The sequence below is a fragment of the Aerococcus sp. L_32 genome, assembly GCF_050689315.1.
Genome location: NZ_JBOEQF010000063.1, coordinates 1 through 11,883, shown reverse-complemented (window position 1 = coordinate 11,883; position 11,883 = coordinate 1). Strand labels below are relative to the sequence as shown.

Below are 11,883 nucleotides of genomic sequence, written 5' to 3'. Positions count from 1 at the left end.
GAACTCAGCTGCTAAGTTTTGACCGTAGTCAGAAGAGTTATCTTGGATGATTGCTGCAGTTTCATAACCTTCTTGATTAGCAAATTCCGCTAATACAGAACCTTGGAAAGCATCTTGGAACGGCACACGGTATACGTATTCCAAAACATTGCCAGAGCTATCTAATGTTAATGAGTCACCTGTCGCTGCTGGTGCAACAATTGGCACACTTGCATCAGTCGCTGTTTGGATTTGCGCTTCTGTTGAACCTGTTGTATCAGAACCTACTAAAACGGAGATGTTTTCTTCATCAATTAAACGCGCAGTTTGCGTAGTTGACTCAGTTGCATCTGACTTGTTGTCTACAGAGATATAGTTCACATCTTTACCTAAGACACCACCATCTTCGTTGATTTCTTTGAAGGCTAAGGCTGCACCATCATTGATCGCAGTACCGTAAGCAGAAAAGGCACCTGATAAACCAAAGTTACCACCAACATTGAAAGTCTCGTTGTCTGCAGTGTTTGAAGCGCCTGAATTGCTAGTAGAAGTCGCAGCCCCACAAGCAGCTAAAGTGACGGTAGATAGTAAAGTTAAAGCTAATTTTTTAAATTTCATCTATATGTCCTCCCCAGAACGTAATTGATTTTAATTTTGCCTCATGTTCAAACCCAAGCGCTACATCATTATTTGCCATAAAAAAAACGACAGCCTCTTCAGGACCGTCGTTCTAACCAAGGCCCTCTTTAATGAGAAATAGGACCCTACACATTTGTAGAATCCCCTTAGTTAATAATAATAATGTTAGCAAAGGTTGGCAAAACAAGATTATTGACATTGTATGATTGTTTTACAGCTGTTTTCATCTTGTTTCACTCCTTTTCTAATTTGTTCTTAATGAGTTGCTATTAATATAGCAAAGTTTTAAAAGGGTTACAAGCCTTTTATTAGAAATTTGCTAGAAAATGCAGAGAATCTTTTTTAAAGTATAAAAGTACTAAATCCTATTCTGGCGCTACTGCAGTTGATCCAACCACTTCATTATTTTGAATCTCTTGGATGTAGGCTGTTTTATTTGGTGTATGGTCTTCTTTCATTGTGATCGCACCAGTTACCCCTTGGAAGTCAGTGGTGTTAGCAATCGCTTCAGCAATGGCTTGGTTGTCTTCAGAACCCACTTCTTCTATCGCATTTGCGTATAGATAAACCGCGTCATAACCTAGGGCAGCAAACTCATCCGGTGCTTTACCGTAAGCTTCTTCAAAAGCTGCTGAGAATTCTTGAGAGGCTTGAGAAGCATCCTCATCTGAGGCGAAATGAGACACATAATAGATGTCATTCATGTTTTCTTCACCCGCAAGTGAGCTTAACTCTTCTGAGGCCAAACCATCCGGTCCAACAATCGCTGCTTCAATACCCATTTCACGGGCTTGTTTGATGATTGTTCCCGCTTCAGTATAGTAACCAGCAATGAAAATAACATCAGGATTTTTAGATTTAATATTCGTTAAGATAGATGAGAAGTCTGTATCGCCTGATACATAAGATTCAGTTGCTACAACTTCCCCTTCAAAGGCTGCAGTAAATTCGTCTGATAGAATTTGTCCGTAATCTGAAGAGTTATCTTGCATAACCGCTGCCGTTTCATATCCTTGGTCATTTGAAAAACGTGCAATCGCGCCCCCTTGGAAGGAGTTTAGGAAGGCTACCGAGAACCCATATTCATAAGCTTCGCCATTTGAATCCAAGGTCGCCCCATCACTTGTTACCGCTGGCCCAATAAATGGCACTTGCGCTTGTGTAGCTGCATTAATTTGCGCTTGGAAGTTAGCGGTCAATGACGGTCCAACAATTGCTGATACGCCCTCTTCATCAATCAAACGCGCCGCTGCTGACGCCGATTCATTTGCATCCGACTTGTTATCCGCTTCAATATATTCAATTTGCTTGCCGTCGATCCCACCAGCTTCATTGATCTCTTCAACCGCTAGCTTCGCGCCATTATTAATATCATTCCCGTAACCAGCAGCAGAACCCGTTAACTCAAAGTTCCCACCAATTTTAATCGTGTCCTCACTCGTATTTGAATTCGAACTAGAAGTCTGCGTCAAATTCCCACAACCCGCAATCACCATTGTTGACAGCAACATGACTGAGAAACGCTTAATCCCTTTAATATTCATCATAAATCCTCCTATATTCCACTACATATTTTATCTTTAATATAATTACCAATCCCTTTTATTGAAAAAGGACATCCCTTAACTCAAAACCTTCCCCTTCATTCTCATCACTCTTCTTAGCTAACTTATCCCAATAAAAAAGCCGGCGCTTCGTGAGATACGAGCCACCGGCTAATTAGCTAGGCCCATATTTCATGGAAAAAAGGACCCTACATCATGTTGTAGAACCCTAACTAAGCTAATAAAAGTAATAAAGATGCGTGAGAAATACTAAGCGGGTTTGAGGCCCAAATAGCTTCTGATGATTTTTCGTTCATGTTAGTCATGGTACCTCGCTCCTTTTCGTTTTTCTGAGTTATCTATAATATAACAAATTAAATTCTAATAATAAAGCTTTATTTTAATCATTTTATCATTATTTTTTTCGAAATTTCATTGCCAACCAACTCATTCCTTCGACATTGATCTTCACTATTTCAACACCCAGTCCATCACCAACATCCTAATCCCTGCTCTACAAAGGAGACGTTACCCTCTCGGCAAATGATGTCTTCCTTTCAACTTTTGTCCCAGTTGCAACTCTTCCACGACTGATGAACATCTTATGTTTGCCTTACTTTACAAGTTAAAGAGGGCTATCTCGCTTAAAGGAGACAGCCCTCTTCTTGCTTCTTATATTGGTATTAATATATTCGTATCGATTATTTACGTTTGCGTCCTGGTAAGGCTAAACCTAATCCAGCAACGATTGCTGAGAAGGCAAATCCAAAGCCACCTGCTGTGAATCCAGCTTCTGGCAATGTAGCCGCAGCCGCAACAGCTGCTTCTTTTTCCTCAACTTTAGATGATTTACCTGGTGTTTTGGCATCAGCTTTATCTGTCGTTTTATCTGTAGAACCAGCTTCAGTTGAACCTGATTGTCCATCCGTTTCACCTGCAGTCACTTCTCCTGCCGGCGTTTCTTTATCTGGTACGCCTTCGCCCGGAGCTTCTTCACCCGGTACTTCTTCACCTGGTGTTTCACCAGCTTCAGATAGTAAAGCTTCGTAGTCAGCAGTTAAGATTGGGATGATTTGGTTTTGTGGTAATTCGTCAGCGTAGTCTGCTAAGTTTACAACGCCAGTTTCCATTGCCTCCATCACCACACGGTCTAACGAAGGTCCTTCTTCACGTTCACCAGATAGCATCGTATAACCGTCCCCGCCTTGTGCTAAGAAGTCGTTGGTTGCCATGAAGTAGCTACCACTTGCGTCATCAGCCACTAATTCAAATTCACCTGTTTCACGGTTTAAGATATAAACACCTAATACACGTTGACCTGCTTCTAATGTTGGGTCGAAGTAGATTTTGATATCAGACGATACTTGTAAGAAACCACCTAAAGCCGCTAAGCTTGGCAAGTTTGAGTCTTCATCGATTGCTTCTACAGTGTATTGACCATCAGAAGATGAATAAGATTCAGTCACAGTCGTTGCTGAGTAAGCCAATTCAAACATGTCGTAAATTGTTTCACCAGTTACTTGAATTTGAGAGATGATGTTACCAAATGGTAAGACAGCAATTACGTCGCCTTCAGTGATTGGTTCATCTTGAACGATTTGGTCACGAATACCACCACCATTGATCATAGCGAAATCAGTTGGGTTATTGAACCCACCGTTACGGCCATATTCAACCATTGCGTCAGTAACGTATGTACCTGAGTTTGTTTCGTGTGAACGCACGTACTCACGAACACCGTTAAACCAGATTGGATTTTCATCAACGATCACACGACCTGTTTCTTCCTCAAATGCCGTAGAAGCTTCATCAACAATCGCTTGAACTGTTTCATTTGTACGGCCAGCAGTTACTTGGTTGCCCTCTTCGTCAAATTCATATCCAATTGTTTCTAAGGCTGTTTGTGCATCCACTAATTGGCCTTCTGTTAATGAAGGATCAACAAAGTTCAATGTTACTAAACCAATGTTGTTTAAAGCAGTACCAGTTTGTTGTAGTAAAACATTCCCATAATGTTCATTGGCAAAAGCTGTATGAGAGTGACCATCTAAAATGATAATTTGGTAAGCATCGAATGCTGCAACGTCATCTAAAGCCGCTGCTAAAGCAGTTGCGCGCCATTCTTCATTCGTTGTTGCATCTACACCTAAGTGAGATAAGACGATAAAGGCGTCTTCAATTGTTGTTTGGTCTTCGATTAAACGGTTAATTTCATTAACTGTTGTATCAATTGGAGATAAGAATTCAATGTTTTGAACGTTATTTGGATGTGTTTTAGTCGCTGTTTCTGGTGTTGTTACCCCAACGACACCTAAGTTATACCCTTGTGTCGCAACGTTTGTAGAAGGTTCAAATACTAACTCTTGGCTATCTGCATATACAGTATTTACGGATAATACAGGGAAACCAGTTTCATCTTGATAACCAGTTGCAACATCTTGACCAAAGTCAAATTCGTGGTTACCCACTGCCATTGCGTCATAGCCAGCTTCGCTCATCGCTTCAGCCATCGCTGCACCTTCATCATGGTTAGATAAAGGTAACCCTTGGAAGGCATCCCCAGCATCTACAATCACATCTGCGCCAACTTCTTCAAAGTATTGGGCTGCATTTGCGATACCAATTACACCGTTAGCTTGTTCAGCACGACCGTGAATGTCATTTGTATGGGCAATGGTAATTTCATCCACACGACCGTCGCTATCAGTATCTGCGTCACTTGCTGCAGTCGTTACAGGTGTTTCAACTGCTACTTCTGACACTGTTAAGTCTTCAGTAATCACGTCTTCAACAACTGGATCTATAAGTGTTGATTCTTCAACGACAGGTTCAGTAGCTACTTCTTCTGTTGTTTCAGTTACTGCTGAAGATTCTGCTGTTTCACTTGCTACTGTCTCTTCAGTTGCTGGTACTTCTTCAGCAACCACTTCAGAACTTGTATCTTCAGTACTTGTGGCATTTGCGACGGGTGTTTCTGCGACGGCCGATACTTCTGCTGCTTCAGCTTGAGGTGTAGCTGCTAAACCAACGATACCTGCTGCTGCGATTGATAGCACAATACGACTAGTAGAAATAAAATAACGTTTTGACATTTTCTCCTCCTCATATAAAACCCAATAAGTGACCCACTAAGTATATCATACCGACCACATGTTAATGTTCGTATTTGAATGGTGTAAATTTTATGTAAACGCTATTTTTTCGATAAAAAAAGCAGATTTCCGAAAAAGGAGATCTGCTTAACTTTATATGTATTGCAAAAAATATTACTATTTTAGCTACCAAAAGAAACTTTGATATCTTGATCATATTGATTATCTAGCATACCACGTTGGCAGTATGCGATGTCGTCTTCAATGCGGCAAATCTTAACCAATTCGTTTTGAACGAATTCGCCTTCAGGAATTGCACTCTTTGCCTTGTAAACCATTTGATCAACTAAGACGCGAATTTCGCCTGATTGATCTTTTGTCACAGGTTCAACGACAATTGCTACCCTATTCATCAACATTACTATCTCCTAAATATCTTAATTCAGCCATCAGTCCCTCCCATTTTATATGCTTTACATAGCCCTGTCAAATATTGCTAGCTTGGGCTTTTGACTTTGTTTTCTCATTAAAAATTCATTATTGTGTTTGACCATTCTTCAAAGACCATGTTTCTTCAAATAAATGGCTTTCCATCACTTTCAAATCATCCGCTACAACTGGGCTAAATCCCATCTGATTGAGAACATCTTTGTGTAGGTCCAGACCCGGTGCTAGTTCAGTTAAAACCAATTTCGATTCATTATTCAACTCAAACACCGCTCTATCAGTCACAATGGTTATTTTCTTACCCGCCTTAACTGCTTTTAACCCATTGAAAGTAACATAAGATAGGGAATCCGTAAACTTACTTTTACCTCTTTGATCATCAATTACTAGTTGGTTATTTTCAATATGACTTTTATCTTTCACCATAAAAGGACCTACAAAAATAATTTGCTTTGCCCCTTCCGCAATGTCCATCATACCACCAGGCCCCATAATACGATTACCCAATAAAGTCGTATTCACATTGCCATTTTGGTTTATTTCACCAAATCCAAGTACTGTTGTCTCTAGACCGCCACCATGGTATAGGTCGAACATGTCACCAGAGTTAATGACTGCCTCTGCATTATAATTTGGTCCATAGTCAAAACCGGGAGCAGGTACCCCACCAACAGCTCCTAAATCTGTGGTGAAATGATATTGATCCAGTAAATTGGCTTCATAAAATAAATTAGATACCATACAAGGAAGTCCAACGCCTATATTAATAATCGAATGCCGCTTCAATTCCAAAGCTGCCCTACGTGCAATCACCAATTTAGGGGACAACGGTGCTGGTTTTATTGGCAAATTATGGCTACGAATTTCATTTGAAAGTAACGGACTATAGCTTGTAGCAAAAGTTTGTTGATGATACTCAGGTGTGCCTTTATACACGTAATCTACTAAAATTCCTGGTACAAGTACGGATTTTGCCTGTAAACTATCTTTTTTAACTACTTGTTCAACTTGAGCAATGACAATTCCCCCAGAATTCTTAGCTGCAATAGCCATTGTTAAGGCTTGTAGATTCATAGGTTCATGCGTGAAAGCCAAGTTCCCCTTCTCATCAGCATAAGTCGCCTTAATAACGGCTACATCAATGCCAATACTCTTGTAAAATAACCACTCTTCGCCTTGCAGATGTTCAACTACCATTAAGTCTTCTTGCTGACGAGCTTTATCAGACATTTTTCCGCCAGATTGACGAGGGTCTACATAGGTATCAAGTCCAACTTTTGTCCACACTCCTGGTCCTTTTTCCGCGGCATTTCGATAAAGTAAACCAATCGTGCCTTGTGGTATAATAAATAGTTCAATTTGATTATCCAAAGCAGCTTGCCCAGTTAATGGGGCTCCGTGGATATGTGACCCGATATAGCGTTTGAGTAATCCAGGTGCTAGCAATAAGTCAATGCCCGTTCCCTCACCGCGACTGAGTCCTGCAACTGATATCACCGTTATGTCTTTTGGATGACTAGTTTGCTCATATTGATGACGTAAGGCGCCAAAAAATTCCTCCGCCAAACCGCCAATACCACTAGTTGTAAAAGCAATGCGTGCCTCATCTTTCACTAGGGTGACAATTTCTGTTACTGAACGTACCTTACTTTTCATAGTCCACCTCTAAATTATTTTTAATGCTTCAATAAAAATAGCGGACTAAGTTTTCGCACCCGGTCCGCCACAAGACTTTTAAACAAACTATACAAAGGCGCTAGTTCCTGTTAAATGTCGCCCTATAATCAAACTATTCACTTCATGCGTGCCTTCATAGGAGTAAATAGCTTCTGCATCGCCAAAATATCTTGCAACTTCCGTCTCAACAGTAATACCATTTCCTCCGCAAATTTCTCTACCCAATGCGACAGTTTCCCTTAGTAAACGCGCATTTTGCATTTTAGCAATTGAAGCTGGCACTTCAGCATATTTTCCCTCAGTTTGAAGTTCAGCTAAGCGATAAGATAAGGATAAGCCAGTTGCAGCATTCGCTTGCATCCTCGCTAATTTTTCCTGGGTAATTTGGAATTGGCTAACTTTTTTACCGAACTGTTCTCGTTGTCCCGTATATTTCAAAGCCGCTCTTAGGGCACCCGCATGCCCACCTGCCGTAATATGGGAAACATCTGCACGCGTTGCGTAAAGGATACGCGAAACATCTCTGAAGGATTGAATTTTAGGTAGTCTAAAGGCCTCAGCCACCTGTACATTCTTTAAATGAATATGACCATTTTGTACCAGTCTTAGGGCTATTTTCCCATCAATCTTCTCTACAGTAAGCCCCTCGGTTGCGGCCGGTACCATGAAGCAAAGGATATCATTATTTTCTGGGTTACGGGCAAATACTGGTATGAAATCAGCTGATCCTGCGCCGCCAATCCAACGTTTCTCACCATTTAATAGCCAATTATCGCCATCTCTTACTGCTGTTGTCGCCATACCACCTGCAATATCAGATCCATGGTCGGGTTCAGTTAGGGCAAAACAAGTCTGCCATTCAAAACTAGTAAATTTTGGTGCAAAATAATCAATTTGTTCCTGACTTCCGCCTAGTAGTAAGGTAGTAAAGCCTAGCCCCGCATGTACTGTCATAAAGGTCGCTAAGGACATATCCGTCCTAGCCAATTCATAATAACGGAAAAGATTAAAATATTCGCTCACTTTATATGGGCGCTGCCCTTCTTTGAATAAATCAGGATGATTCATCAAACCAAGGTCGCCGACCGCTTTAAAAGCCTCAAAAGGAAAAGTCTCTTGTTTCCAGTGCTGTTTTAAAGTAGGCGCTATTTGATTTTCTAATACTTGACGCAATTTACGCAACAATTCAACTTCTATTTCAGTTAATTTTTGGCTGAATCCGTATACGTCCTCAGGATATAATTCTGAAAGTATCTGCTGTTTATCCATATGCCCACCCTCCTACTTAAATAAAGCCGAAAGATTAGTCATATAGGCATGTCGTTCTTGGAAACCATTAATCAGTTCCTCAAATATTTCATCAACTGTCATAATCTCGTTAATCCGCCCCACGCCTTGACCCATGCTGAGTTGCGCATGTTGGACATCCCCATTTTGCATCGCTTCATAAGACCTACGCCCTGAAATCAAAGGCATTAGTGTTTCTAGGGTCGCGCCCTCTTTTTCTGCTTGAAGGATTTCTTGAGCCATTTCATTATTCGCCACACGCATACCATTTCTTAAAGAGGTCATTGTTAAAACAGTCCCATTTTCTGGTATCTGTAATAAGGCTTGCCGATAAGTATCAGAAGCATTCACTTCTGGTGTTGCTAGAAATCTAGTGGACATTAAGACACCATCTACGCCTAAAGACATAGCGGCATATAGGCTTTTACTGTCCACAATCCCACCAGCAGCCAATACAGGTACAGACATTTTCTCTACCGCTTTAGCCCAAAGTACTGGACCAGAAACAAGGTCTACTCCCGGATGGCCACCACCTTCAGCACCAACAAAGGCAATGATATCCGCACCATCTTCCTGTGCCGCTAACCCATGGCGGATAGAAGTAACTTTATGAATCACTTTAATACCAGCATCTTTCAATGGTTGGATAAAGTTTCTCGGCCGTTGACCAGAAGTTTCAACTACTGGTACCCCCTCTTCAACCAAGACTTGAATATAATCCATAATCACTTCTGGCATGGCTACTTCAGGTACTAATGAAATGTTGAAGCCAAATGGTTTATCCGTTAAAGTTTTCATTTTTTTGACTTCAGCTCTTAAGCTATCTACATCCGGGAAAGCCATGGACGGTATTATACCAAGTCCACCAGCATTTGACACAGCTGAAGCAAGTTCAGCCAGCGACATATACTGCATCCCCCCTTGGATAATTGGATACTGTATATTGAGCATTTCAGTGACACGCGTTTGCATATTGGATCGCTCCTTCTCATATTAACGATTAGAGGTTATCAAATAGGCTTGCGCTTATGATGAAAGTTCATTATCCCCATCAATATTTGATAACCATTCATTATTCCTCATCTAGAAAGTCGTATTTAAGGCTTTGATTTTCTAAATAAAAATTCTCTAAAATAGATTGGTATACAAAATTTTCAACTTTTGAATACCCTGCTTTTTTCTCACGTACTAAGGTTGGCGTATAGGGAATAGGGTCTTCAAATCTTTTCTCAACAATCCCCATCTGATTTAATTTGGTAATAAATAAACTAAAATATACTGTTGGTAATAGCGCGACCAACTGGTTATAAAGGACAGTTTCAATCATGTAGTCCCAAGAGCCTGAAGTAAATAATTGAATCGCCTTAGAATCATGGGTACGCAATTTCTCCATCACCAAATCATGTACGACATCTTCCTTGTTATAAGTAACATAATGATAGTCATCTAAGTGTGACCATCTAAGCAAGCGTTTCGTCACTAAGGGATGATCTGGTCCCATAAAAGCCACAATTTCTGTTCGTACCAATTGATGGGATTCATATTTATCTTCATCAAGTGTTTCAGGTGGCACTAGAACAGCCATATGAATCATATTATCTTGTAGCATCTGATATAAATCATTGGTACCCGCTTCTACAATCTCAATATGGGCATCTGGATTTTCAATCAGAAATTGAGGAATAAATTTATTGAAGAAAAATCTTAAGTAAGTTGGATGAATCCCAATCTTGATACGCCCTTTATGGACGAGCGATTCTTTTTCAATCACTTGTTCTAGACTATTATATTGATTCAAGACCTTTAAGGCTGAACCATACACCCGCATCCCAGATTCGGAAACGCTTACAATTCTACCGTTCTTTCGGTTGAAAAGCGACACGCCCTGTTGTTTTTCAAAATTTTTAATAAATTGGCTTAAAGCTGACTGTGAAACAAATAGATTTTCTGCGGCAACTGTTAAATTCCCATTTGATTTTACAATCTCCACGAAATACTGCATTTGGTTGATGTCCATATTTATTGGCTCCTTTACGTTTCTTCTTGCCAATAGTTTAACATACCAGGCTATTTCCCTTGAAACTGAGGCTTTCTCTTCTCTAAGAAAGCAGTAACTGCCTCGCGGTGGTCCGCAGTTAAGGAAGCCTTACGCATATATTTCGCTTCTAATTGGTTATTGTCTAATGCTTTTGGATATTGTAGATCATACATAATCGCCTTTTGATAAGCTATAGCTACTGAAGGGCCGGTAACAAAACGACTAGCTAAGTCTAACGCGGCTACTAGTAATGCTTCATCCGCTACTACTTGGTAAGTAAGTCCATAGTTTTCAGCTAGAGCAGAGGTAATGGGTTCATTTAGCATGACATGACGATTGGTCCGGTAGACGCCAATTGATTGACTCAAACTAAAGAGCAAGCTAGTATCACCTGGAAAAGCCATCTGAGTGAAGGCCGTCACTAATTGTGCCCCTTCCCCCATCAATATAAAATCACAAGCCAAAGCTAAACCTAATCCAGCACCAGCTGCCACACCATTTACGGCTGCAATGACGGGTTTAGATGACCCGCGAACAGCTGCAACCATTTCACCTGTTTTAATCACCCCTGATTCAGGAATCCCTTCGCCTGATGCCACTAAGTCTTTGAATTGACGGATGTCACCACCAGCACAGAAGTATTTTCCAGCCCCTGTAATTACAATCGCCTTTACATCCGGATTTTCTTCAACCGATGCTACAGCATCAATCACTTCCTGATAAGTTGTTTCAGAAAAGGCATTACCGGAGGCTTCACGATTAAAGGTAATCCTTGCAATGTGGTTTTCGATGGTAAATAAAATTGTTTCAAACATTGATTTACTCCTTTGCAAAATGGGCAAGTGACTAGCTAATCCTATAAATTTCGGATAATTTAGCTAATCACTGCCAGCATCTTGTTTAGCGAATATACTCAAATATACCCGCAGCACCCATACCAGCACCTATACACATAGACACCATGCCATACTTACTATCTTCACGCTTGCCCATTTCAGCTAGCAACCTTGATGTTAAAATCGCACCTGTTGCCCCTAGAGGATGGCCTAGGGCAATCGCTCCACCATTCACATTAGTGATGGATTGATCAATACCTAATTCACGAATTGACGCTAAAGCTTGGGAGGCAAAGGCCTCGTTTAACTCAATTAAATCTAAATCATCTAAAGTTAAACCAGTA

The 11,883-nt window shown here is 40.6% G+C and carries 9 protein-coding genes and 1 pseudogene; all 10 read right to left on the bottom strand.

What is annotated here, in order from left to right; translation table 11 throughout:
- A partial coding sequence (locus ACRCJ0_RS05970; protein WP_431389835.1) for an ABC transporter substrate-binding protein occupies window positions 1–597 on the bottom strand: 597 nt, incomplete at its 3' end.
- Window positions 598–983: 386 nt separating this feature from the next.
- Window positions 984–2,162, bottom strand: coding sequence for an ABC transporter substrate-binding protein (locus ACRCJ0_RS05965; protein WP_417894285.1), 1,179 nt, complete (start codon window positions 2,160–2,162; stop codon window positions 984–986).
- A 701-nt stretch (window positions 2,163–2,863) separates the two neighbouring features.
- On the bottom strand, window positions 2,864–5,254 hold the full coding sequence (locus tag ACRCJ0_RS05960) for a 5'-nucleotidase C-terminal domain-containing protein (RefSeq protein WP_419971585.1): 2,391 nt from the start codon (window positions 5,252–5,254) through the stop codon (window positions 2,864–2,866).
- A gap of 182 nt (window positions 5,255–5,436) precedes the next feature.
- Window positions 5,437–5,667 (bottom strand): hypothetical protein, encoded by a 231-nt coding sequence (locus ACRCJ0_RS05955; protein WP_431389833.1) that lies wholly within the window; start codon window positions 5,665–5,667, stop codon window positions 5,437–5,439.
- Between the two features lie 124 nt (window positions 5,668–5,791).
- On the bottom strand, window positions 5,792–7,357 hold the full coding sequence (locus ACRCJ0_RS05950; protein ID WP_419971587.1) for a CoA-transferase: 1,566 nt from the start codon (window positions 7,355–7,357) through the stop codon (window positions 5,792–5,794).
- A gap of 87 nt (window positions 7,358–7,444) precedes the next feature.
- The gene (locus ACRCJ0_RS05945) at window positions 7,445–8,647 is read right to left on the bottom strand and encodes an acyl-CoA dehydrogenase family protein (protein ID WP_431387444.1); all 1,203 of its coding nucleotides are present in this window, start codon (window positions 8,645–8,647) and stop codon (window positions 7,445–7,447) included.
- Between the two features lie 12 nt (window positions 8,648–8,659).
- Window positions 8,660–9,637 carry an NAD(P)H-dependent flavin oxidoreductase gene (locus ACRCJ0_RS05940; protein ID WP_431387445.1) on the bottom strand — a complete coding sequence of 326 codons (978 nt, stop codon included), beginning with the start codon at window positions 9,635–9,637 and terminating at the stop codon, window positions 8,660–8,662.
- Window positions 9,638–9,737: 100 nt separating this feature from the next.
- A complete protein-coding gene (locus tag ACRCJ0_RS05935; RefSeq protein ID WP_431387446.1) occupies window positions 9,738–10,682 on the bottom strand; it encodes a LysR family transcriptional regulator in 945 nt (314 codons plus the stop codon).
- Window positions 10,683–10,732: 50 nt separating this feature from the next.
- Complete coding sequence (locus ACRCJ0_RS05930; protein WP_431387447.1) at window positions 10,733–11,518, bottom strand: enoyl-CoA hydratase/isomerase family protein; 786 nt, start codon at window positions 11,516–11,518, stop codon at window positions 10,733–10,735.
- 85 nt (window positions 11,519–11,603) lie between these two features.
- A pseudogene (locus ACRCJ0_RS05925) lies at window positions 11,604–11,883 on the bottom strand (acetyl-CoA C-acyltransferase); the annotation flags it as partial.

What these genes read in the sequence shown, in the direction of transcription:
- ACRCJ0_RS05935 (WP_431387446.1), bottom strand. Translation starts at nt 10,682, where the DNA reads ATGGACATCAACCAAATGCAGTATTTCGTGGAGATTGTAAAATCAAAT.
- ACRCJ0_RS05955 (WP_431389833.1), bottom strand. Translation starts at nt 5,667, where the DNA reads ATGAATAGGGTAGCAATTGTCGTTGAACCTGTGACAAAAGATCAATCA.
- ACRCJ0_RS05945 (WP_431387444.1), bottom strand. Translation starts at nt 8,647, where the DNA reads ATGGATAAACAGCAGATACTTTCAGAATTATATCCTGAGGACGTATAC.
- ACRCJ0_RS05960 (WP_419971585.1), bottom strand. Translation starts at nt 5,254, where the DNA reads ATGTCAAAACGTTATTTTATTTCTACTAGTCGTATTGTGCTATCAATC.
- ACRCJ0_RS05950 (WP_419971587.1), bottom strand. Translation starts at nt 7,357, where the DNA reads ATGAAAAGTAAGGTACGTTCAGTAACAGAAATTGTCACCCTAGTGAAA.
- ACRCJ0_RS05940 (WP_431387445.1), bottom strand. Translation starts at nt 9,637, where the DNA reads ATGCAAACGCGTGTCACTGAAATGCTCAATATACAGTATCCAATTATC.
- ACRCJ0_RS05930 (WP_431387447.1), bottom strand. Translation starts at nt 11,518, where the DNA reads ATGTTTGAAACAATTTTATTTACCATCGAAAACCACATTGCAAGGATT.
- ACRCJ0_RS05965 (WP_417894285.1), bottom strand. Translation starts at nt 2,162, where the DNA reads ATGAATATTAAAGGGATTAAGCGTTTCTCAGTCATGTTGCTGTCAACA.